This window comes from Brachybacterium equifaecis (assembly GCF_023509525.1).
Taxonomy (GTDB): Bacteria; Actinomycetota; Actinomycetes; order Actinomycetales; family Dermabacteraceae; genus Brachybacterium; species Brachybacterium equifaecis.
Map to the genome: position 1 here is coordinate 20,634 of NZ_JAKNCJ010000001.1, position 20,512 is coordinate 41,145.

Here is a 20,512-nt window from a genome sequence, read left to right on the forward strand (position 1 = left end):
GTTCCGCCACCAGGACTCGAACCTGGAATATCAGAACCAAAATCTGAGGTGTTGCCGATTACACCATGGCGGATCCGCCGGGCCCCGCCACGAAGGGCTGGGGCGACGGCTCCGTGATCCTATCCGGCCAGGCTGTCCGCCCCTCGCCGCGGCGCCCGCGTGCAGGAGGCAGCGAGGCCCGCCCGCAGGAGGCGTCCTCGCCCCGGGAGACGGCCGGGCCCTGTGGGAGACTGCCCGCATGCCCGATTCCTCCCCCACGTCCCGGCCGTCGCCGCGCTCGGACGGCCCGCGGCCGCGCTCGGCGCGGATGTCGGGCAGGGAGCGCCGGGAGCAGCTCCTGGAGATCGGGCGCTCCGTGTTCGCGCAGAAGGGCTTCGAGGCCACGAGCGTCGAGGAGATCGCCTCGCGCGCGGGCGTCTCCAAGCCGATCGTCTACGAGCACTTCGGCGGCAAGGAGGGTCTGTACGCGGTGATCGTGGATCGCGAGACCTCCGCACTGCTCGGAGCGCTCGAGAGCGCGCTCGAGGATCCCAGCGCGCACCCGCGGCGGCTGATGGAGCAGGCGGCGCTCGCCTTCCTCACCTACATCGATGAGCGCGAGGACGGGTTCCGCATCCTCGCGCAGGACTCCCCCGCTTTCCGCGCCTCCGGCTCCTACTCCTCGGTGCTCGGCGACATCGCCGCGAAGGTCTCCTGGATCCTCGCCGCGCAGCTGCGGCCGCGGAAGTACCCCGTGCGCGACGCCGAGATCTACGCCCAGATGCTGGTGGGGATGGTCGCCTTCACCGGGCAGTGGTGGCTGGAGAGCCGCAGGCCCTCGAAGGAGGAGGTCGCCGCCCGCATGGTGAACCTCTCCTGGTACGGGCTCGCGCAGCTGGAGAAGAAGCCGGAGCTGATGCGCCGCAGCGACGCCAGGAGCGTGGGTCAGGCCACGCCCGGGCCGCGCACACAGCTCCCCGGCGCACCGCCTCCGTAGAATCGCTCCCATGCCCACTGACCAGACCCGTCCCGATGCGGTGGACCGCGTCATCGCCGGATGGTCGCGGGCGCGTCCCGATCTCGACACCACTGCGCTGTCGGTCTTCTCGCGGATCTCCCGACTGGCCCGCCACCTGGAGAGCGCGCGCCGCGAGGCGTTCACCGCGAGCGGCATCGAGGGCTGGGAGTTCGATGTGCTCTCCGCGCTTCGCCGCGCCGACGGCGAGCCCCTGAGCCCCGGCGCCCTGCTGCGCCAGACGATGGTCACCAGCGGCACCATGAGCACGCGACTGGACAAGCTCGAAGCGCGCTCCCTGGTGCGGCGCGAGCGGGATCCCCGCGATGGCCGCGCGGTCCTCGTGCGCCTCCAGGAGGAGGGCATCACCCGCGTCGACGCCGCGATCGAGCGGCTCCTCGACGCCGAGCGCCGCGCGCTCAGCGCGGTGCCTCCCGCCGAGCAGGAGCAGCTCGCGAGCACCCTGCGCACCCTGCTGCTCCCGTTCGAGCCCGACGGCGACTGAACCGGGTCCGGCGGATCTCTCGCCGGTTCTGCGCCGCCACGTCCCGCCCCTTCCGCACCACCACCCGAGGAGCACCCCCATGGCCCACCTGCTGGGAGCCGAGAAGATCCACGTCGCCCTGCCCGACCGCGTGCTGCTGGACGCCGTCACCCTCGGCATCGAGGAGGGCGACCGGATCGGCGTCGTCGGCCGCAACGGCGACGGCAAGTCGACCCTGCTGCGAGTCCTCGCCGGTCAGCAGCCCTCCGACAGCGGCCGCGTGACCGTGCGCGGCGGGGTGCGCGTGGGCGTGCTGGACCAGCAGGACCACGCCGAGGAGGGCGAGACGATCCGGTCCCTCGTCGTGGGGACGGGCCCGGAGCACGAGTGGGCCGCGGATCCTCGCATCCGTGACGTGATGGCCGGACTGCTCGGCGAGCTCGACCTCGACGCTCCGCTGACGAGCCTCTCCGGCGGGCAGCTGCGCCGCGTCCACCTGGCTGCGCTCCTGGTCCGGGACGACGACGTGCTGCTGCTGGACGAGCCCACCAACCACCTCGACGTCGAAGGGATCGCGTGGCTCGCGGAGCACCTGAAGCACCGCTGGAGCGCGCGCTCCGGCGGGCTCGTGGTCATCACCCACGACCGCTGGTTCCTCGACGCGGTCTGCACGCGCATGTGGGAGGTGCACGACGGGGTCGTGGACCCCTTCGAGGGCGGATACGCGGCGTACGTGCTGCAGCGCGTCGAGCGCGACCGCCAGGCCGCGGCCATCGAGTCCAAGCGCCAGAACCTCATGCGCAAGGAGCTCGCGTGGCTGCGCCGCGGCGCCCCGGCGCGCACCTCCAAGCCCAAGTTCCGCATCGACGCCGCGACCGAGCTGATCGCCGACGAGCCGCCCGTGCGCGACAGCGTGGCGCTGATGCAGCTGGCCACGACGCGGCTCGGCCGCGACGTCATCGACATCGTCGACGTCACCGCGGGCTACGACGGCATCCCGGTGATCGAGGACGTCACGGTGCACATCGGGCCTGCCAACCGCATCGGCATCCTCGGCCCCAACGGCGCCGGCAAGTCGACGCTCCTCGCCCTGGTCAAGGGCGATCTCCTGCCGATGGCGGGCCGCGTCAAGCGCGGCAAGACCGTCACCGTCAAGCAGGTCTCCCAGCGCCTCGAGGGCCTCGCCCCCCACCTGGACTCGCGGGTAAGCGACGTGGTGGGCCGCTACCGCACCACCTTCACCTCCGGCAAGGACGAGGTCACTCCCGGCCAGCTCCTGGAGCGGCTGGGCTTCACCGCCGCGCACCAGAAGGTGCAGGTCAAAGCACTCTCGGGCGGCCAGCAGCGACGCCTGGACCTGCTGCTGACGCTGCTGGACGAGCCGAACGTGCTGGTGCTGGACGAGCCCACCAACGACATGGACACCGACATGCTCGCGGCAATGGAGGATCTCCTGGACACGTGGCCCGGCCCGCTGGTGGTCGTCTCCCATGACCGCTACCTTCTCGAGCGCGTCACGGACACCCAGTACGCCGTGCTCGACGGCCGTGTGCGCCACCTCCCCGGAGGGATCGACCAGTACCTGCAGCTGCGGGCCGGCGGCGCGTCCCCAGCGGCGCACCAGCCGACAGCGGCTCCGGCCGCCTCGGCCGCGCCGTCGGCAGCGCCCTCCGGTCCGGTCGCCGGGAGCAAGGAGGCGCGAGAGGTGCAGAAGGAGATCTCGGCTCTGGAGCGCCGCTTGCAGCGCCTCACCCAGCAGACCGAGGCCATCCACGCGAAGATGTCCGACCACGACCCCGGAGACTTCGAGGGCCTGCAGACGCTGAACGCCCAGCTCACCGAGGTGCAGGCCGAGCTCTCCGCCGCCGAGGAGCGGTGGCTGGAGCTCTCCGAGCTCATCGGCTGAGGCAGGCCGCCGCGCCGCTCAGCGCCGCGCGCTCACATCCACTTCTTCCAGCGGAACACGACGTACAGCACGACCGCGAGCAGCAGCATCGAGCCGAGGGCCAGGGGATACCCGTAGGTCCAGTGCAGCTCCGGCATGTCGTCGAAGTTCATGCCGTAGATCGCGCCGATGAGGGTGGGCGCGAAGAGGATCGCGGCCCAGCCGGAGATCTTCTTCATGTCCTCGTTCTGACGCTGCGCGACCAGCGTCGCGTTCACGTCGAGGATCTGGGCGAGCGTCTGGCGCTGGTTCTGGACCTCCTCGACGGTGCGGGCGAGGTCGCTCTTGAGGTCCTGGAGATAGGTCTGCAGCGAGGCGGGCACGTCGTGCTTCTCGAACCCGGCCTCGAGATCGCGCAGCGCCCGCGCGGTGGCGGTGCTCGCCTGCACGAGGTCGACGACCTCCTGGCTCAGCAGATAGATGCGCTGGGCGGCAGCAGCGTCTCCGCTGAACACCTGGCGCTCGATCTGCTCCACGTCGATCTCGATCCCGGCGACCACGGGGGCGTAGCCGTCGATCACGGCTTCCAGCAGGCGATACATGATCGCCTCCGGGCCGAGGCTCAGCAGCTCCGCGTCCCCGATCAGCCAGCTGCCGTCGACCGTCCGCAGCTCCTCGGGCGTGCTGGCGGGATCGATCCGCCGGCCGTCCAGGAGGCGGTCGTCCTGGCACAGCAGCACCAGGCAGCGCCCGGTGACGACCAGATGGAACTCGCTGAACTCCACGTCCTCGAGGTCGTCGATGTAGCGAGCGCTGCGCAGCACCAGGAGCAGCGAGTCGTCGTAGCGGGCGAGCTTGGGCCGCTGACGGCCGCTGAGGAGATCCTCGGTGATCAGCGGATGGAGATCGAACGCGCCGGCGATCTCGGCGACGTCGGCGGCGGTGGGCGCGAGCAGCACCGCGAAGCCCATGCGATTGCGGGCGCTCGCGGCGAACTCCCTGATCTCCTCGAGAGGCATGCCGGGATCGGCCTCCCGGACGACTCCGTCCTCCACCAGCCGCAGCAGCCGGGGCGAGGCCCCGCGCACGACCGGGGCCGGACGGCGGGGGCGCTCCCGGCTCATGCCGTCGCCTGCTCGCGCGCGCGAGCGATGGCGAGGAACTGCTCGATGCGCAGGGTCTCCCCGCGCAGGGTCGGATCGACTCCGGCGCGCTCGAGGATCGCGCTGGCGAGCGTCGAGGAGCCCGCCCATCCCGAGAGCGCGGCGCGCAGCATCTTGCGGCGCTGGGCGAAGGCGGCCTCGATCACCGCGAAGGTCGCCAGGCGCTCCGCCTCCGTGCCCAGCGGGCTCTCCCGCCGCGTCAGCAGCACGAGCGCGGAGTCGACGTTCGGCACCGGCCAGAACACCTGGCGCGAGATCTTCCCGGCGTACTCGCGCGTCCCGTACCACGCGGCCTTGGCGCTCGGTGCGCCGTAGGTGCGAGAGCCGGGCTCGGCGACGAGACGGTCGACGACCTCGGACTGCACCATCACCAGCGCGGTGCGCAGGGAGCCGAACCGCTCCATCAGCGTGAGCAGGATGGGGGTCGCCACGTTGTACGGGAGGTTCGCGACCAGCGCCGTCGGCTCCCCAGCCCGCGGGGCCGACGGCAGCGCGGTGACCTGGAGCGCGTCGGCGTGCACGAGGGCGAAGCGGTCCTCGGAGATGCCGCGCGCGCCGAGCGTCTGCGGCAGCAGCGCGGCGAGGCCGCGGTCGAGCTCGATCGCGGCGACGTCGGCCCCCGCCTCCAGCAGTCCGAGGGTGAGGGATCCGAGTCCCGGACCGACCTCGAGCACGGACTGCCCCGGCGCGATGGCGGCGCGCTCGACGATCAGGCGCACAGTGTTCGGATCGATCACGAAGTTCTGGCCGCGCTGCTTCGAGGGGCGGATGCCCGCGCGGTCGGCGAGCTCGCGGATGTCGCGGGCGCTCAGCAGGATCGACGCGCCGGGCTCTGCAGCAGCCGACGCACCGGGAGCGGACTGGTCGCTCATGCCGCGGGCCAGCCGTAGACCGCGCACGTGGTCGCCTCGATGGTGCGGCATGCCTCCTCGAGGTCCGTGCCCGTCACCTCCGCGATCGTCGCCATGGTGTGCGGGATCAGATAGGAGGAGTTCGGGCGCCCGCGGTAGGGGACGGGTGTGAGGAACGGGGCGTCGGTCTCCACCAGCACGCGCTCGAGCCCGACGGCCGCGAGTGCCTCGCGCAGGTGCTGGGCGTTGCCGAACGTGACGTTCCCGGCGAAGGAGAGGTAGTAGCCGCGCGCCGCGCACTCCCGAGCGAACTCCGCATCCCCGGAGAAGCAGTGCAGGACGGTGCGCTCGGGCGCTCCGTCGGCATCGAGGACATCCAGGACGTCCTGGTGTGCATCGCGGTCGTGGATCTGCATCGGCAGGCCGAGCTCCTTGGCGAGCGCGATGTGCATGCGGAACGCGGTGATCTGCGCATCGCGCGCCCGGTCGTCGCCTCGCTTCGTGCGGAACCAGTCCAGTCCCGTCTCGCCGACGGTGACGATGCCCGGCCCGGCGGCGAGCGCCGCGATCTCCGCGAGCGCCTGCTCGAGAGGCTCGAGAGCCTGGCCGTCATGATCCGTGCCGCGCGCATGCAGCGCGGCCTCGTTCGGATGGAGCGCGACGCCGCCGGCGAGGGTGGGCGGGCACTGCGGGGAGCCGACGAGTGCGGCGGTCCACCGGGCGGAGGCCATGTCCGAGCCGATCGTGATCTGCGCGCGGATCCCCGCCTCCGCCGCCCGCTGGACGTGGTCCGTGACGGACAGCTCGGTGTCCCCGTCGGCGAAGTCGAGATGGCAGTGGTTGTCGATCACGGGGTGCGGCAGGGGCTCCGGGGCCGGAGGCCAGGAGCGGTCGCGGGAGGATCGGCGGGGATCGATCTCCTCGCGGGCGTGCACGGGTGCGGGGTCCAGGGGCATGTGCACATCGTACGGAAGCGCCGTCGCCGATCCCTCTGGACTGGGCCGACGCCCCTCCCTGCGATGGCCGGTGGCGCATATCACCGGCCCGGCCGGGGGCCCCGCCTCGGGCATGTGGCAGAATAGTGGACCGTTGCGTGTCCATCCGCGCGCCCTCGCGGCTCCCCGCCGCTGCCCCTCACGGGGCGGGCCCGCTCGCAGGACAGACACCCTCGATGACCACATTTCCGGACCGTCAAGGAGCGTTCCCATGGCAGTGCCCAAGTTCAAGATGTCCCGGGCTCGCACCCGGTCCCGTCGTTCCAACTGGAAGGCCAGCAACGACGGCCTCGTGCAGGTCACCGTGCGCGGCCGCACCGCTGCCGTGCCGCGTCGCCTCGCGAAGGCCTACCAGCGCGGTCTCCTCCAGTTCGAGGACTGATCCCCTTCTCCGATCCGCGCTGAGCCTCGCGCTCGCTCCCGGATCCCGACGAGAGCCCCGACCGATCCGGTCGGGGCTCTCGTCGTTCCCGGAGTCCGCTCCCCTGCCGTGCGGAAGGGCTGCCGCGGCGGGAGCCAGCGGTCGCTCTCAGCCGCGCTGCGTGCGCGCCATCTCGTAGAGGTCGCGGGCGCTGATCCCGGAGTGCCCGCGCGCGACCTCCTTGGCGGCATCCTTCAGGCGCTCCCCCGCCTCGGCGCGGCGCACCACCTCCGCGGCGAGCTCCGCCGGGTCAGCGGCCACCGCGTCGGCGCCGGCGACCACGATCGCGATCTCGCCGAGCACCTCGGTCGTCGCGGCCCGTTTGGCGAGCTCCGCGAGCGTCCCGCGCACGACCTCCTCATGCGTCTTCGTCAGCTCACGGGCGAGGACCGCGGGCCGCGCAGGGCCGAATCCGTCGCGCATCGCGGCGAGAGCGGAGGCGGTGCGGCGCGGGGACTCGAAGAACACGAGCGTGCGCCGCGCCTCGCGCAGCTGCGCGAAGAGGCTCTCCCTCTGCCCGGGGCCGCGGGGGACGAAGCCCTCGAAGGAGAAGCGATCCGGGGCCAGCCCCGAGACGGCGAGCGCCGTCAGCACTGCCGAGGGACCCGGGATCACCTCGACCCGTCGGCCCGCGGCCACGGCGGCTTGCACGGCGCGGTACCCGGGGTCGGAGACGACGGGCATGCCCGCATCGGTCACCAGCAGCACCTTCTGGCCCGCGGCGAGCGCCTCGAGCAGCCAAGGGATCCGCTCCACCTCGTTGTGCTCGTGGCAGCTGATGATCTTCGCACCGGCCTTCACGTCGAGATCCCGCAGGAGGCGCTGGAGGCGCCGGGTGTCCTCGGCGGCGATGAGATCGGCGTCGGCGAGCGCCCGCATCAGCCGCACCGACGCATCGAGCGGGTTGCCGATGGGGGTGGCGGCGAGGGTGAGGACTCCGGGCTGCAGCATGCCAGCCATCGTAGGCGCGCGCCCGAGGCGCGCAGCACGGGCCGGATGGACGCTCCGGGAGCGGACCGGGCATGACCTAGCATGACCGGGTGCAGCCAGCCCCCCGATCCCCCGCCCGCGACGAGGTCCCCTCCGAGGGCTCGGGGGTCGCGTCGGCGGATCCGGGCGCAGCCCTGGCGTCCCAGCGCCGGCTCCTGCACTGCAGCGACCTGCCCCGCGGATGGGTGACGTGGCTCCCCGCCCTCGTCCTGCTCGCCCTCGCGCTCACCTTGCGCCTCTGGGGGCTCGGAGCGATCCACGAGCTGATCTTCGACGAGACGTACTACGTGAAGGATGGCTACACCCTCTGGCAGGAGGGGGTGGAGATGCAGTGGCCCGACGAGGCGAACCCGGCCTTCGAGGCCGGCGCGGTCGACACCTACCTCCCTGCCGGGGAGCGCGTCGTCCATCCGAGCCTCGGCAAGTGGATCATCGGCGCGGGCATGTCGGCCCTCGGCGCCGACAGCGCGGTGGGGTGGAGGATCTCCGTGGCCCTGGCCGGCTCCCTCAACGTGCTGATGACCGTGCGCATCGCGCGCCGGCTGCTGCGCTCGGGGAGCATGGGCGCCATCGCGGGCGGGCTGCTGGCGATCGACGGGCTGCACCTGGTGATGTCCCGCACGAGCCTGCTGGACACCGTGCTGATGGTCTTCGTGCTGGCCGCGTTCGGCGCGCTGCTCATCGATCGCGACCAGCACCGGGAGCGGCTCGCCCGGATCAGCGCGGCCGCGCTCACCGGTGCGGTCGCGGCGGATGCGGGACGCAGCTGGCGGCCCTGGCGGCTGCTCGCCGGGGTGCTGCTGGGGATGGCCTGCTCGGTGAAGTGGTCGGGGCTGTACGTCCTCGCGGTCTTCGGGATCATGACGGTCCTGTGGGACTGGTGGGCGAGGCGCACCGTGCGCGAGCCGCGCTGGGCGCTGAAGGGCCTCACCCGCGATGCCATCCCGGCGTTCTTCGCCATGGTGCCCACCGCGATCGCGGTCTACATCGCGAGCTGGACGGGCTGGCTCGTCACCGACAAGGGCTACTTCCGCGACTGGGCGCGCACCCACGGCCATGAGGGCGACTCCCCCGTCATCGACGGCCTGCGCTCCCTGTGGGAGTACCACCGCGACTCCTACGCCTTCCACGTCTCGCTCTCGGATCCCCACCCCTACGCGGCGAGCCCCCTGGGCTGGCTCCTCCAGCTGCGGCCGACGAACTTCTACTACCGGGACTTCGACTTCGGGGAGGCGGGCTGCCGGGTAGAGCAGTGCTCCGCCCAGGTGATGTCGGTGGGCAACCCGCTGATCTGGTGGCTCGGCACGGCGGCGATCGCCGTGGCGGTGTTCGCAGGGATCCGCTGGCGCGACGGCCGCGCGTGGGCGATCCTCGCCGGGATCGCCGCGGGGTACCTGCCGTGGCTGCTGTACCTGGATCGCACGGTCTTCACCTTCTACTCGATCGTCTTCGAGCCCTGGCTCGTGATGTGCCTGGCCTACGCGATCGGGCTCGCCCTCGGGCCGGCGGGCACGGCGGGCTCGCCCTCCTCGCTGCGGCGGCCTGCAGTGCTGGCCGTGGGCGCCCTGCTGGTGCTGATCGTGCTGGTCTCGGCGTTCTTCTGGCCGATCTGGACCGGGCAGGTGATCGACCACGAGCAGTGGCAGTGGCGCATGTGGCTGCCCTCCTGGCCCTGAGCCGGACCGCCGCGAGCCCCTGAGGCGCGCGCCCGGGTGACCCATGCCACCGAGCGGGGCCGTCTCCCGCACTGAGCGCGGCGGCGAGGGCACCCTCAGCCGCCTATACGATTGGGGCATGCCTCTGGACACCTCAGCGCTGCGCGCACTCGCCCGTGACATCGGGGTCAGCATCGACTTCTGGGGGTGGGACGGCGTGCAGAAGCAGGTCGCCGATGACACCCTGAGGAAGGTGCTCGCCGCCCTCGGCCATCGCATCGAGACCGACGACGACATCGAGCGCGTGCGCCGCGAGCGCGAGCAGGCCGCCTGGGCCCGCACCCTCCCGCCGGTCGTCGTGATGCGTGAGGACGCCGACCGCGGCCTCGCGGTGCGCGTGCCCGACGGTGCCGCAGTGCGCGTGCGCATCCTCCTCGAGGACGGCACCGAGCGTCTCCTCGAGCAGCTCGAGGACTTCACTCCCCCGTTCGAGGCCGACGGCGGGCGCCGCGGCCAGGCGAGCTTCCGACTGCCCGTCGGCCTTCCGCTGGGCTGGCACCGGATCCTCGCCGAGGTCGGGCCCGCGCAGGGCCGGGACGCCGAGGAGCACTGCTCGCAGCTCGTCGTCACCCCCGCGCGCGTCACCGTCCAGGACCGCCTCGGCGCGAAGCGCGCCATGGGCATCCAGGCGCAGCTCTACTCCGTGCGCTCCCCGCGCTCCTGGGGCATCGGGGACCTCGCGGACGCCCGCGACCTGGCTGCCATCCTCGGCGTCCGGCACGGGGCCGACTTCCTCCTGGTGAACCCCCTGCACGCCTCGAACCCGCGCCCGCCCGTGCTGCCCTCCCCGTACCTCCCGGTCACTCGCCGGTTCACCTCCGCGCTCTACGTGCGACCGGAGGAGGTCCCCGAGTACCGGGACCTCCCGGAGTTCGCGCGCCAGAAGATCGCGCTGCTGCGCGGGGAGGTCTCCCCCTGGAACGACCGCGCCGACCGTCTCGTGCGCGACGAGGTCCTCGCCCGCAAGAACGAGGCGCTCGAGGAGCTCTTCGCGGTGCCCCGCACGCCCGCGCGCCAGGCGCTGCTCGATGCCTTCCGCGCCCGCGAGGGCGAAGGCCTGGAGGACTACGCCCTGTGGTGCGCACTCGATGAGCGCGCCGCCGCCACGGGCATCACCCCGCCCGTGCTGCAGGAGGACGTCCGCAGCCCCCTCGCCGCGCAGGCCCGCGCCGAGCTCGCGGACCGCATCGACTTCCACATCTGGGTGCAGTGGGTGTTGGACGAGCAGATGGCCGCCACGCAGCTCGCCGCGACCGAAGCGGGGATGCGGATCGGCCTCATGCACGACCTCGCCGTCGGCGTCACGCAGCACGGAGCGGACGCCTGGCGCCTCGCGCACGTGCTAGCCCGCGGGATCGGCGTCGGCGCGCCGGCCGACCAGTACAACCAGCTGGGGCAGAACTGGGACCAGCCGCCGTGGCGCCCCGACGCTCTCGCCGAGGCCGCCTACCTCCCGTGGCGCGACATGCTGCGCACCCTGATGCGCCACGCGGGCGCCCTGCGCATCGACCACGTGCTCGGCCTCTTCCGGCTGTGGTGGATCCCGGAGGGCAACCAGGCCTCCGACGGCGCCTACGTGAACTACGACCACGAGGCGATGATCGGCATCCTCGCCCTCGAGGCCCAGCGCGCCGGCGCGATCATCGTCGGCGAGGATCTCGGGACCTTCGAGCCGTGGGTGCGCGACTACCTCGCCGGACGCGGGATCCTCGGCACCTCGATCCTGTGGTTCGAGAACGACTCCCAGGGGCAGCCGCTTGCCCCGTCGACCTATCGCGAGCTGTGCCTGGCCTCGGTCAACACCCACGACCTCCCTCCGACCGCGGGATACCTCGCGGGCGACCACGTGGCGCTGCGCCACGAGCTCGGGCTGCTGGAGCGGCCGCTGGAGGAGGAGCTGCGCTCCGACGAGGAGGGCCGCGAGAAGGTGCTGCGCGTGCTGCGGCAGGAGGGTCTGCTCGCCGAGGGCGCGAGCGTGGAGGACACGATCATCGCCCTGCACCGCCACCTCGCGCAGGCGCCCTCGCAGCTGCTCGGCGTGTCCCTCGTGGACTGCGTCGGCGAGCGCCGGATCCAGAACCAGCCCGGCACCGACAACGAGTACCCGAACTGGCGGGTGCCGCTGGCCGACGAGAGCGGCGCCGTGGTGAGCGTGGACGACATCGCCGCCTCCGCGCGCACCGCCCGCCTGCTCGGCGCGATCCGCGAGGAGCTCGATCGCTCCTGATCCCGGGCCCGGGATCGCGGGACAGCGGAAGGGCTCGGCGCCGTCACGGCGCCGAGCCCTTCTGCATGTCGCAAGGGGCGGCGGGCTCGCTGCGCGCGGGACCCGCCCCTCACCAGCCCTCGCTCAGGCGGTGACGCTCCCCCACTGCGCGCGCTGCTCGAGGAATGCGCGCGCGGCGGCCTGCGCGCCCTCGAGCGTGTGGTGGGCGCCCCAGCCGCACTGGATCTCATTGGCCGCCGGCACTTCGCTCGCCTCCAGCACGTCGCGCAGCGTCGCCTCGAGCACCGGCGCGAAGTCCTCCGGGGTGTGCTCGCCGACGAGCAGGGCGTAGAAGCCGGTGCGGCAGCCCATCGGGGAGACGTCGATGACGGCATCGGTGTGGTTGCGCATGTGCTCGGCCATGAGGTGCTCGAGCGAATGCACCACGTCGCTGTCGAGCGCGGAGACGTTCGGCTGGGTGAAGCGCACGTCGAACTTCGTCAGCACATCGCCCTGCGGGAGGGTCTTGGAATCCGCGATGCGGATGTACGGAGCGACGACGGTGCGGTGGTCGAGGTTGAAGCTCTCGACGTTCATGCGGGGCTGCTCGGTCACTGGGGTGCCTCCTCGGGCATCTCGGGGATGCCGACGAGCCTAGCGGGGCGAGCTCGGCCCCTCCTGCGCTGCGGTGCAGCGGTGCAGCGGTCCCGCGGTGCCGCGGTGCAGCGGTGCCGCGGTGCCGCGGTGCCGCGGTGCCGCGGACGAGCCCATCCCCGCGGGAGACGTTCCGACCCGTTGCCCTGCTCAGCCGCCATTGCGCCCCGAGCGGCCGGTCCTGCCGCGGACCGTGCCCACGAACTCCTGGCGGGCATCGTCGTCTGCCGCGCGAGGCCAGACGATCGCGATCTGCGTCGGCTCCGCATCGGTGATGACACGGTGCACGGCATCCTTGCGATGGTGCAGCCGGGCGAGCGAGAGCGGGAGCCGGGTGAAGCCCGCGCCGGTGGCGGCGACCTCCACGCGCTCCTCCGCGTCGTCGAGATGGCGGGGAAGGATCTCGGTCTCGCCCTCGAGGTCCGCGAGGAGGATCTCCCCGTGCAGGCTCAGCAGGTGCTCATCGCCCATGAGGGCCACGGGCTGCTCCTCCCACAGCGGCACGATGTGGAGGTCCGCCGCGGTCAGCGCAGCCGGTGCGCCGGTCGCTTCCGGGTCGACGCCCTTCGAATCGGAGACCGGCGCATCAGTGCCCTGCGCACCGGCACCCTGCGCACCGGCACCCTCCATGAGCGGGAGGCGCACGAAGCACATGTCCACGCGGCCTTCGGCGAGCGCAGAGAGCTGCTCGGACAGCGCCAGCGGATGCAGCTCGAGCCAGGCGGTGCGCGGGGCGGTCTTCCAGCGGCGCATGAAGCGATCGGGCTCGACGCCGGGGATGAACCCGACGCGCAGGATCTGCTGGATCGTGGTGATCGGGGGCTTCGCCTTCTGCCGCGGGCGGCCCTGGCCCCCTGCCTTCCCGCTGCCGGCCGCACCGCGGGCGCTGCCGCCCCCCTTCTTCGCGCTGCCCGCTCTCGAGGCGCCGGACTTCGATGCGCCGGCACCCTGGCCCCGCGTCGAGCTGGTGCGACGGCTGCCTGAGGATCCCCGCGATGTCATGCGCCCAGGATACGGGGCCGCCCGCGGCGCAGTCCTCGCCTTCCCCGCCTGCCCGCCTGCCCGCCCTGCCGGCACGCTGGGCGACGCGAACTGCCGCCTTGCGGCCCATTGAGGTACCTTTCCGGCGCACGAATGATACGTGAGCGGGCCTGACGCCGAGGCAGGCCACCGGCCAGTGCCGGCATCCCGCTGGGAGCGGGAGCGCGCCGCCGGAAGCGGGTGTGCTCTGCCAAGCCGAACCTGGACAGACGAAAGGCCCCCGCCGAAGCGGAGGCCTTTCGCACGAGTCACTGTCTCACGGTTTCTCGAGTGGAGCTTAGGGGAATCGAACCCCTGACCTTTTCATTGCGAACGAAACGCTCTACCAACTGAGCTAAAGCCCCATGCCGCCGGAGCGACCCGACAAGCCTAGCACCACCGCGCGAGTGCGCCGGCCCCTGGGCGGGGCGCTGGATCAGGATCACATCCCAGCGCCCGCCCGGGCGCCTCAGGCGCGACGTCGGGCGAGGACCTCGTTGAGGTTCAGCTCCACGACGGGTGCGGGCTCGCTCTGCGCCGCATCCTCGCGCAGCGCCTCATCGCGATCCTCGCTCTCGGTCTCGAGCGGGACCGAGAGCCCGGCCACGCTGCGGCGGTGCGCCGCGTGGCGGGTGGCGAGGTCTTCGACGTCGCCGCGCAGGCTGTACGCCGGGCGCGGCACGGGGCGGGGGGTCCACTCCCCGGGAGCGAGGACCTGCTCCGCAGCAGCCTCGACTTCTTCACCGAGGGCGCTTGCCCGGTTCGCCTGCGCCGCAGCGCCGTCGGCCGGGACTCGGCTGACGCGCACGGAGCCGCCCTCGTGGGGCCCGCTCGCGAGCGCCTCGCCGGCGCTCGGCGAGACGGCGGGCTGGGCCGATGCGGGGTGCTGGCGGCGGGCCTCGGCGCGGGAGGCGGCGCGCAGCGTCATCGCGCGGCTGCGGCGCTCCAGCTCGGCGCGCCGCAGGCCCACCAGGTACACGCCGAGCACAGCCGCGCACACGACCGCGCTCCACCACGGCACCATCCCCGCCAGGGAGAGTCCGGCGAGCGCGATCGTGCCCACGACCAGCACCAGCAGGACGGCCATGAGCATCCGGCGTGCGGTCACGTTCTCGGAGAGGCTGCCCACGCGGGTGCCGGGGTCCTCCTCGAAGCGCGGGCGGCGTGTGGGATCGGCGGGCCGCAGGAGCATGCGGTCTTCGGTCATGGGACTCACCTCATGTGCTCGGGGAAGGGTGCGAATCGCCGCAGAGAGATCCCTGGCGGTGGCCGATTCTCGAGAGCGCTCCACCTGGTGCGCCGCGCCCATCACGTCCCTGCGCGCCGCGGTGCGCGGAACGGCGTAGCCGATCCACAGCAGCAGCAGGAGGGCGATGAGCACTGCCCCGAGGTTGAAGTTCTCCACACCTGCACACTAATGACACAGCTGTGATTCCCCTGCTCACGACGCGCCCGGGTGTCCGTTTCCGTCCGAGTGATGTTCGGCCAGATAGCGGCGCAGCACTCCCCTGCCGCTCGCGTCGGTGGCGACCTCCTCGGCCGTGAGCGCGAAGGAGAGGTGATCGCGGAAGGCGCCGTCCACGTGGATGAACGCGCGGCGCAGGCCCTCCTCGCGCAGATGCAGCTTCTCGGCCACCCGCAGGCTGGCCGCATTCTCCGGGCGGATGTTCACCTCGATGCGGTGTAGCCCGGCCTCGGCGAAGAGGTGGTCTGCCAGCAGCGCCACCGCGCGCGGGGCGATGCCCGCACCGACGTGCGCACTGCCGACCCAGTAGCCGATCACGGCGCTGGACTGCGGGCCGTAGAGGATCGGGGAGGCGCTGACCTGTCCGAGGATCGCGCCCCGCCGCGTGATGAGCAGGGGGATCATCGCTCGTGCGCGGGCCTGCTGGTGCGTCCAGCGCAGCAGCGTCGCGAACGGCGGCCGGGCGCGATCGCCCACTGGGTCCGTGGCATCCCAGGCCCGCAGCCAGTCCCGGTTCTCGGCGAGGAGCGCTTCGAACGCACGGCGATCCCGCCTGCGCAGCGGGCGCAGCAGCAGGTCGCCGTCGGTGAGCTCGAGGGGCCAGGGGGAAGGCATCTGCAGATCGTAGCCACCGCGACGGAGGAGGCGGTGCCATGCTGGGTGCATGCACACTGACCCCCCTCTCTCGTGGAGCGCCGCATCCCCGGCAGAGGTCGCCGACGCCAAGCGCGACCTGCGCACCCGCCTGCGCGCCCAGCGCGCCGAGGCGAGCTCCCGCAGATCCGCTCGCGAGGCGGATGAGCTCGCCTCTGCCGCTCCGACGCTCCTGGGGCTCGCCCGAGTCTCGGCGCGAGACGGAGGTCCCCTGCGGATCGCTGCGTTCGACCCCACGCCGCGCGAGCCCGACGTGCACGCGCTTCTGGCGGCTCTGGCGGAGGCGGGCGCCGAGCTGGTGCTGCCGCTCGATGGCGGGGATGAGCTGGACTGGGCCGCGTGGGACGCGCGCAGCGCGCTGGCGGACTCTCCCGCTCGCGGTTTCGGGCGGGAGCCGCGAGGGCCCCGGCTAGGCCCCTCGGCACTCGCCGGAGCCGCGCTGGTGCTCGCTCCTGCCCTCGCCGTGGACCGCAGCGGGATGCGCCTCGGCCATGGCCGAGGCCTCTACGACCGGGCGCTCCTGCACGCTCCGGCCGACGCCCCTGTGATCGCAGTCGTCCATCCGTGGGAGGTGCTCGAGCACCGCCGGGTCCCCGTCGAGCCTCACGATCGGCCCGTGAGCGGCGCCCTCACCACGGGCGGCCTCGAGGGTCTGCCCCGCCCCTGAGCTCTCCGACGAGGCCGGCCCCGACGGTATTGTTCTTCGCGATCATGCTGCGCGGCGCTCACCGAGCGCCCGCCGACCCCTGAAGGAGCGGCCCCGTGCCCACGTACGCCTACGCCTGCAAGAACTGCGGCCATCGCTTCGAGAAGTACCAGAGCTTCAGCGAGGACTCCCTGGTGACGTGCCCCGAATGCAGCCAGGACTCCCTGCGGAAGGTCTTCGACAGCGTGGGCGTCGTCTTCAAGGGCTCAGGCTTCTACTCGACCGACTCCGCGAAGTCGACCTCGGCAGGCCATGCGGGCAAGAGCGCGGGCTCCTCGGACGGCGCCTCGGGGACGGACTCCTCCTCGAGCGCGACGGGCGAGAGCACCGGCGCGTCCTCCGCGGCGCCGGCGGCGAGCTCCTCGAGCGCCCCTGCGGCGTCCTCCTCGACCTCGGCATCAGGGTCCTCCTCCGCCGATTCCTGAGGCGACCCTCTCGGCTCCCCGGCGCCAGTCCCTCGGCCCCGGCCGCCAGGCCCGGTCGCTCGGTGTTGGACGCTGTGCGCTGTGCGAACCCTCCCCTGAGCGCGCTGTCCACAGCGCACCGCAGGAGCCGCCCGGGAAAGGCGGCCCGGACGTAGCGTCGCAGGATGCTCCTGCGCCTGCGCTCCCTGCTCCCGCACCTCCGCCGCGCCGCCCGGCGCCGGCGACGCCTGCTCGGCGTCCTCCTGACCGCCGGGCTCCTCGCGATCGCCGTGCCCAGCGTCCTGCCCGAGCGCAGTCCCCAGGCGGGAGTCGTCCAGGCCGCGCGGCCGCTGGAGCGGGGCCATGTCCTCGACGCCTCCGATCTGCGCACGGTGCAGATCCCCCGGGCGCTCGTCCCTCCGGGGTCCGGCACCGACCCCTCCGCTCTCATCGGACTCCGTCTCCCCTCTCCCCTCCACGAGGGGGACATCCTGCGCCCGGAGGAGCTCGCCGCCGAGGCCGCCGCACCGGATACCCGCGGGCTCGCCCAGCTGGTCCTGCCCGTCGATCCCTCGCTGCGCGAGCGGCTCGTGCCCGGGGACGCGCTCAGCATCGTGCTCTCCACGCCCGATCCGGGGCAGACCCTCGTCGTCGACGCGGTGGTCGTGGACGTCCCTGTGGCCGCCGCCACTGCCGACGGCGGGGAGCTCTGGGCGGAAAGCGGATCTGGATCACAGGGCACCGCCGTGATCGTGGGAATCGCACCACACAATGCCCGTGACGTCGCCTACGCCACGCACGAGGGCTGGTTTCTGATCACTTTCATCGACTAGCGTCCGAATCGTGAGGGACCCGGCCGCGACGGCCGGCCCCGCCATTCCCGCCCCCGAAGAGGCTCGCGCTCCACGCGCAGACAAGGACATCCCCATGAAGGGCTTCAAGGATTTCATCATGCAGGGCAACGTCATCGACCTCGCGGTCGGCGTCGTGATCGGCGGCGCGTTCACCGCGCTCGTCACCGCCTTCTCCGACAACATCATCAACCCCGTTCTCGCCGCCGCCGGCGGTGCGAACAACGTCGATGGCCTGGCATTCCGCATCTTCGCCGACAACCCGGCGACCGCCATCAACATCGGCGCCCTGATCACCGCGATCATCACCTTCCTCATCACCGCTGCGGTCGTGTACTTCGTCTTCGTGATGCCGGTGGCCAAGGCTCGCCAGGCCGCTCGCGCTCGCCGCGGCCTGCCGGCCGAGGAGGAGTCCGCCGCTCCCGAGGACGTCGTGCTCCTCACCGAGATCCGCGACCTGCTCGCGACCCAGCAGGGTGGCACCCGCATCTGATCCTCGTGCTCCTGCAGTCCGGCTGAATGCCGGATCTGCAGCGCAGGATCTCCAGGCAGGCATCTGCCGCACCGCGAGGGGCGGGACCGATATCGGTCCCGCCCCTTCGCCGTGCTCGGAGACATCGGGCCGGGTGGCATCGGGCCCGGCGGCATCGAGCCGGTGGAATCCTGCCCGGCGGCATCGGGTCGGGTGGCATCGGACCCGGTGCGATCGTGCCCGGTGGGATACGGTCCTGGGATGCCCGCGCGCCCCGCTCCCCCTGCCCTGCAGAGCCATCTGCCCGAGGAGGCGACTGCAGCGGTGATCGCGTGGTTCGACCGCAGCGGGCGCGATCTGCCCTGGCGCCACCCGGACGCGAGCGCCTGGAGCATCCTCGTCTCCGAGATCATGCTGCAGCAGACCCCCGTCGTCCGCGTGCTGCCCCGGTGGCAGGAGTGGATGCGACGCTGGCCGGCCCCTGCCGATCTCGCCGCCGCGCCAACTGCCGAGGTGCTGCGAGCCTGGGACACCCTCGGCTACCCCCGGCGCGCACTGCGCCTCCAGGAGTGCGCGCGCGTGATCACCGAGCAGCACGGCGGGCAGGTGCCGCGCGGTCTCGAGGCGCTGCGCGCGCTGCCGGGCATCGGGGAGTACACCGCCGCCGCGATCACCGCCTTCGCCCACCACGGGCGCGCGGCCGTGGCGGATACGAACATCCGGCGGGTCCTCGTGCGCACGCTCGACGGCCACGCCCACCCCGGCCCCGCCCTCACGGCCCACCAGCGGGCGCTGACCGCCGCCTCCCTCCCGGAGGGCAGGGAGCAGTCCGTGCGCTGGAACCAGGCCGTGATGGAGCTGGGCGCGCTCGTGTGCACCGCACGCGCGCCGCGCTGCGAGGAGTGCCCTCTGCGCGAGCGGCACTGCAGGTGGTTCGCTGCGGGGCGCCCCGAGGGGACGGGCGCCCCCGCGCGCACGCAGGCGTTCGCCGGGACGGACCGCCAGCTGCGCGGCCAGATCATGGCGCTCCTGCGAAAGGGACCGGCAGGCCCCGAGGCCATCGCCGCTCTGGACCCGAACGATCCTGAGCGCGTGCGGCGATGCCGGGGCACCCTCGTCGCCGACGGCCTCGCGGTCGAGATCCCCCAGCAGCCGGCGGCCGGGGCTGCGGGCGAGGCTGCAGGCGACACTGAAAGCGCCGACCTCGCGGGCGGTCTGCGGCTTCCGTGACGCCGCTCAGGCGCCTGGTCGGCCCTCGCGGAGGTGCACGATCATGCGCGTGTTGCCCAGCGTGTTGGGCTTTACGCGCGCGAGGTCGAGGTATTCGGCCACTCCCTCGTCGTGCGAGCGCAGCAGCTCGCTGAACAGCTCGCTGGGGATAGGCTCCTCCCCCATCGGCTCGAAGCCGTGGCGGGCGAAGAAGTCGACCTCGAAGGTCAGGCAGAACACCCGCTCGAGGCCCAGATCCGCGGCCCGGCGCAGGAGACCGTCCAGCAGCAGGTGGCCGACGCCCTGGCCGCGCACCGAGTCCGCGACGGCGAGCGTGCGTACTTCCGCGAGGTCCTCCCACATCACGTGCAGGGCGCCGCAGCCCACGATCGTGCCGTGCTCGTCCACGGCCACCAGGAACTCCTGGATCGCCTCGTAGTAGACAACCAGCTCCTTGCCGAGCAGGATCTTCTGCGCGGCGAGAGGCTCGACCAGCGCATCGATCGCACGGACGTCAGCGGGCAGGGCGGGGCGCAGGGCGATGCTCATGAGGGGGCGTCCGATCTCGCGCGGTCGGTGGGCGGGCGCGGGAATGCGCGCGCGACGATCTCCTGCTGACGACGCCGGTGGCGCAGGTGCGCGCTGCGCTCATGATCGCCGGCGGCCTCGGCCTCGTCGATCTCGGCGGCGATCCGGTCCAGCGCCGCTTCCTGCTCGGCGACGGCGGCGGCTGCGCGCCGCTCATGATGGCGATCGAGGATCCGGTTGAGCAGGGCGACCAGGCGCTCGACTCCGAGCGCGATCACGACCGCGAGCACCACGGCGACGGTGATCGCCAGCAGGTGGTTGTTCTCGAACCAGGAGCCCGCCACCGCGCCGATGGCGCAGGAGTAGAGGGCCCACACGGCGGTCGCCGCGAGGGCGCGCCGCCAGAACTTCTGCCAGGGGTAGTGCACCGCCCCGGCGGTGAGGTTCACGGCCGTGCGGCCGAAGGGGATGTAGCGGGCGGTCATCAGCAGCAGGAGGGCTCGCCTGTCCAGCCCGCTCTCGGCGGCCTTGACGGCGGCCAGCCCGCGGCCGCGCCGGAGGAAGCCGAAGCGCTCCCATCCCACTTTCGCCCCGATCGCATACGCGATGTTGTCGCCGGCGAAGGCGCCCGCCCAGGCGGCGAGAGCCACCAGCCAGATGGCCGGGGTACCGGAGGAGGACCAGAGGGAGGAGAGCGCCACGATGACGGACTCGCTGGGGACCGTCGGGAAGAAGGCATCGATCGCGCACAGCGCGAGCACCACCAGGTGGACCCACCACGCGTCGCCGACGGTGAGGATCCAGTCCTGGATGGTGCTCATGCTGCGCGATCTCCGCTGCGCCGC

The 20,512-nt window shown here is 72.6% G+C and carries 21 protein-coding genes and 2 tRNA genes; 11 read left to right on the forward strand and 12 right to left on the reverse strand.

All coding sequences use genetic code 11. The features are described 5' to 3' along the window. Position 1: 1 nt before the first annotated feature. A tRNA-Gln gene (locus Bequi_RS00095) sits at positions 2 to 73 on the reverse strand. Positions 74 to 307: 234 nt separating this feature from the next. Between Bequi_RS00095 and Bequi_RS00100 the strand changes: the two genes are divergently transcribed. The 3 genes from Bequi_RS00100 (at position 308) to Bequi_RS00110 (ending at position 3,384) form a co-directional block, all read left to right on the forward strand. Continuing rightward, the gene (locus tag Bequi_RS00100; RefSeq protein ID WP_249736737.1) at positions 308 to 976 is read left to right on the forward strand and encodes a TetR/AcrR family transcriptional regulator; all 669 of its coding nucleotides are present in this window, start codon (positions 308 to 310) and stop codon (positions 974 to 976) included. A 10-nt stretch (positions 977 to 986) separates the two neighbouring features. Next, positions 987 to 1,499 carry a MarR family winged helix-turn-helix transcriptional regulator gene (locus tag Bequi_RS00105; protein ID WP_249735963.1) on the forward strand — a complete coding sequence of 171 codons (513 nt, stop codon included), beginning with the start codon at positions 987 to 989 and terminating at the stop codon, positions 1,497 to 1,499. A gap of 79 nt (positions 1,500 to 1,578) precedes the next feature. After that, on the forward strand, positions 1,579 to 3,384 hold the full coding sequence (locus Bequi_RS00110; RefSeq protein WP_249735964.1) for an ABC-F family ATP-binding cassette domain-containing protein: 1,806 nt from the start codon (positions 1,579 to 1,581) through the stop codon (positions 3,382 to 3,384). 32 nt (positions 3,385 to 3,416) lie between these two features. Here Bequi_RS00110 and Bequi_RS00115 read toward each other — a convergent pair whose 3' ends face one another. From Bequi_RS00115 to Bequi_RS00125, 3 genes are read right to left on the reverse strand one after another with little or no spacing between them, the layout of a single operon-like run. Then, complete coding sequence (locus Bequi_RS00115) at positions 3,417 to 4,487, reverse strand: magnesium and cobalt transport protein CorA (RefSeq protein ID WP_249735965.1); 1,071 nt, start codon at positions 4,485 to 4,487, stop codon at positions 3,417 to 3,419. Further along, positions 4,484 to 5,398 (reverse strand): 16S rRNA (adenine(1518)-N(6)/adenine(1519)-N(6))-dimethyltransferase RsmA, encoded by a 915-nt coding sequence (rsmA, locus tag Bequi_RS00120; protein WP_249736738.1) that lies wholly within the window; start codon positions 5,396 to 5,398, stop codon positions 4,484 to 4,486. Before rsmA ends, Bequi_RS00115 begins: the two co-directional genes overlap by 4 nt. After that, entirely contained in the window at positions 5,395 to 6,333 is a 939-nt protein-coding gene (locus tag Bequi_RS00125) for a TatD family hydrolase (protein WP_249735966.1), read from the reverse strand. Before Bequi_RS00125 ends, rsmA begins: the two co-directional genes overlap by 4 nt. Before the next feature lie 250 nt (positions 6,334 to 6,583). Here Bequi_RS00125 and rpmF point away from each other — a divergent pair, with 250 nt between their 5' ends. Further along, positions 6,584 to 6,754 carry a 50S ribosomal protein L32 gene (gene rpmF / locus Bequi_RS00130; RefSeq protein WP_249735967.1) on the forward strand — a complete coding sequence of 57 codons (171 nt, stop codon included), beginning with the start codon at positions 6,584 to 6,586 and terminating at the stop codon, positions 6,752 to 6,754. Between the two features lie 147 nt (positions 6,755 to 6,901). Here rpmF and rsmI read toward each other — a convergent pair whose 3' ends face one another. Beyond that, positions 6,902 to 7,744, reverse strand: coding sequence for a 16S rRNA (cytidine(1402)-2'-O)-methyltransferase (gene rsmI, locus Bequi_RS00135; RefSeq protein ID WP_430623080.1), 843 nt, complete (start codon positions 7,742 to 7,744; stop codon positions 6,902 to 6,904). A gap of 89 nt (positions 7,745 to 7,833) precedes the next feature. Between rsmI and Bequi_RS00140 the strand changes: the two genes are divergently transcribed. After that, positions 7,834 to 9,459: a dolichyl-phosphate-mannose--protein mannosyltransferase gene (locus Bequi_RS00140; RefSeq protein WP_249735969.1), complete on the forward strand. Its 1,626-nt coding sequence runs from the start codon at positions 7,834 to 7,836 to the stop codon at positions 9,457 to 9,459. Positions 9,460 to 9,577: 118 nt separating this feature from the next. After that, positions 9,578 to 11,725, forward strand: coding sequence for a 4-alpha-glucanotransferase (gene malQ / locus Bequi_RS00145; RefSeq protein ID WP_249735970.1), 2,148 nt, complete (start codon positions 9,578 to 9,580; stop codon positions 11,723 to 11,725). A gap of 123 nt (positions 11,726 to 11,848) precedes the next feature. Here malQ and Bequi_RS00150 read toward each other — a convergent pair whose 3' ends face one another. The 5 genes from Bequi_RS00150 to Bequi_RS00170 form a co-directional block, all read right to left on the reverse strand. After that, positions 11,849 to 12,319, reverse strand: a complete 471-nt coding sequence (locus Bequi_RS00150; protein WP_249735971.1) for an S-ribosylhomocysteine lyase — start codon at positions 12,317 to 12,319, stop codon at positions 11,849 to 11,851. A 189-nt stretch (positions 12,320 to 12,508) separates the two neighbouring features. Continuing rightward, positions 12,509 to 13,360 carry a type 2 periplasmic-binding domain-containing protein gene (locus Bequi_RS00155; RefSeq protein WP_347271949.1) on the reverse strand — a complete coding sequence of 284 codons (852 nt, stop codon included), beginning with the start codon at positions 13,358 to 13,360 and terminating at the stop codon, positions 12,509 to 12,511. A gap of 310 nt (positions 13,361 to 13,670) precedes the next feature. Continuing rightward, positions 13,671 to 13,743 (reverse strand) — tRNA-Ala (locus tag Bequi_RS00160). A gap of 104 nt (positions 13,744 to 13,847) precedes the next feature. Then, positions 13,848 to 14,783 carry a hypothetical protein gene (locus Bequi_RS00165; protein WP_249735972.1) on the reverse strand — a complete coding sequence of 312 codons (936 nt, stop codon included), beginning with the start codon at positions 14,781 to 14,783 and terminating at the stop codon, positions 13,848 to 13,850. 36 nt (positions 14,784 to 14,819) lie between these two features. Next, a complete protein-coding gene (locus tag Bequi_RS00170) occupies positions 14,820 to 15,458 on the reverse strand; it encodes a GNAT family N-acetyltransferase (protein ID WP_249735973.1) in 639 nt (212 codons plus the stop codon). A 49-nt stretch (positions 15,459 to 15,507) separates the two neighbouring features. Between Bequi_RS00170 and Bequi_RS00175 the strand changes: the two genes are divergently transcribed. From Bequi_RS00175 to Bequi_RS00195, 5 genes are all read left to right on the forward strand, one after another. Beyond that, positions 15,508 to 16,164, forward strand: coding sequence for a 5-formyltetrahydrofolate cyclo-ligase (locus Bequi_RS00175; protein WP_249735974.1), 657 nt, complete (start codon positions 15,508 to 15,510; stop codon positions 16,162 to 16,164). Positions 16,165 to 16,259: 95 nt separating this feature from the next. Then, entirely contained in the window at positions 16,260 to 16,628 is a 369-nt protein-coding gene (locus Bequi_RS00180) for an FmdB family zinc ribbon protein (RefSeq protein WP_249735975.1), read from the forward strand. Between the two features lie 164 nt (positions 16,629 to 16,792). Then, positions 16,793 to 17,440: an SAF domain-containing protein gene (locus Bequi_RS00185; protein ID WP_249735976.1), complete on the forward strand. Its 648-nt coding sequence runs from the start codon at positions 16,793 to 16,795 to the stop codon at positions 17,438 to 17,440. Positions 17,441 to 17,534: 94 nt separating this feature from the next. After that, a complete protein-coding gene (gene mscL, locus Bequi_RS00190) occupies positions 17,535 to 17,951 on the forward strand; it encodes a large conductance mechanosensitive channel protein MscL (RefSeq protein WP_249735977.1) in 417 nt (138 codons plus the stop codon). A gap of 240 nt (positions 17,952 to 18,191) precedes the next feature. After that, entirely contained in the window at positions 18,192 to 19,160 is a 969-nt protein-coding gene (locus tag Bequi_RS00195) for an HhH-GPD family protein (protein WP_249735978.1), read from the forward strand. A 6-nt stretch (positions 19,161 to 19,166) separates the two neighbouring features. Here Bequi_RS00195 and Bequi_RS00200 read toward each other — a convergent pair whose 3' ends face one another. Both Bequi_RS00200 and Bequi_RS00205 read right to left on the reverse strand, forming a co-directional pair. Then, a complete protein-coding gene (locus tag Bequi_RS00200; RefSeq protein WP_249735979.1) occupies positions 19,167 to 19,688 on the reverse strand; it encodes an amino-acid N-acetyltransferase in 522 nt (173 codons plus the stop codon). Then, a complete protein-coding gene (locus Bequi_RS00205) occupies positions 19,685 to 20,488 on the reverse strand; it encodes a DedA family protein (protein WP_249735980.1) in 804 nt (267 codons plus the stop codon). Before Bequi_RS00205 ends, Bequi_RS00200 begins: the two co-directional genes overlap by 4 nt. Positions 20,489 to 20,512: the final 24 nt, after the last annotated feature.

Bases quoted from the DNA above. Each gene is read 5' to 3' on its own strand.
- Bequi_RS00200 (WP_249735979.1), bottom strand. From the start codon at position 19,688: ATGAGCATCGCCCTGCGCCCCGCCCTGCCCGCTGACGTCCGTGCGATC.
- Bequi_RS00185 (WP_249735976.1), top strand. From the start codon at position 16,793: ATGCTCCTGCGCCTGCGCTCCCTGCTCCCGCACCTCCGCCGCGCCGCC.
- Bequi_RS00105 (WP_249735963.1), top strand. From the start codon at position 987: ATGCCCACTGACCAGACCCGTCCCGATGCGGTGGACCGCGTCATCGCC.
- Bequi_RS00125 (WP_249735966.1), bottom strand. From the start codon at position 6,333: ATGCCCCTGGACCCCGCACCCGTGCACGCCCGCGAGGAGATCGATCCC.
- Bequi_RS00195 (WP_249735978.1), top strand. From the start codon at position 18,192: ATGCCCGCGCGCCCCGCTCCCCCTGCCCTGCAGAGCCATCTGCCCGAG.
- rpmF (WP_249735967.1), top strand. From the start codon at position 6,584: ATGGCAGTGCCCAAGTTCAAGATGTCCCGGGCTCGCACCCGGTCCCGT.
- Bequi_RS00110 (WP_249735964.1), top strand. From the start codon at position 1,579: ATGGCCCACCTGCTGGGAGCCGAGAAGATCCACGTCGCCCTGCCCGAC.
- Bequi_RS00170 (WP_249735973.1), bottom strand. From the start codon at position 15,458: ATGCCTTCCCCCTGGCCCCTCGAGCTCACCGACGGCGACCTGCTGCTG.
- malQ (WP_249735970.1), top strand. From the start codon at position 9,578: ATGCCTCTGGACACCTCAGCGCTGCGCGCACTCGCCCGTGACATCGGG.
- Bequi_RS00205 (WP_249735980.1), bottom strand. From the start codon at position 20,488: ATGAGCACCATCCAGGACTGGATCCTCACCGTCGGCGACGCGTGGTGG.
- Bequi_RS00100 (WP_249736737.1), top strand. From the start codon at position 308: ATGTCGGGCAGGGAGCGCCGGGAGCAGCTCCTGGAGATCGGGCGCTCC.
- Bequi_RS00155 (WP_347271949.1), bottom strand. From the start codon at position 13,360: ATGACATCGCGGGGATCCTCAGGCAGCCGTCGCACCAGCTCGACGCGG.
- rsmA (WP_249736738.1), bottom strand. From the start codon at position 5,398: ATGAGCGACCAGTCCGCTCCCGGTGCGTCGGCTGCTGCAGAGCCCGGC.
- mscL (WP_249735977.1), top strand. From the start codon at position 17,535: ATGAAGGGCTTCAAGGATTTCATCATGCAGGGCAACGTCATCGACCTC.
- rsmI (WP_430623080.1), bottom strand. From the start codon at position 7,744: ATGCTGCAGCCCGGAGTCCTCACCCTCGCCGCCACCCCCATCGGCAAC.
- Bequi_RS00115 (WP_249735965.1), bottom strand. From the start codon at position 4,487: ATGAGCCGGGAGCGCCCCCGCCGTCCGGCCCCGGTCGTGCGCGGGGCC.
- Bequi_RS00175 (WP_249735974.1), top strand. From the start codon at position 15,508: ATGCACACTGACCCCCCTCTCTCGTGGAGCGCCGCATCCCCGGCAGAG.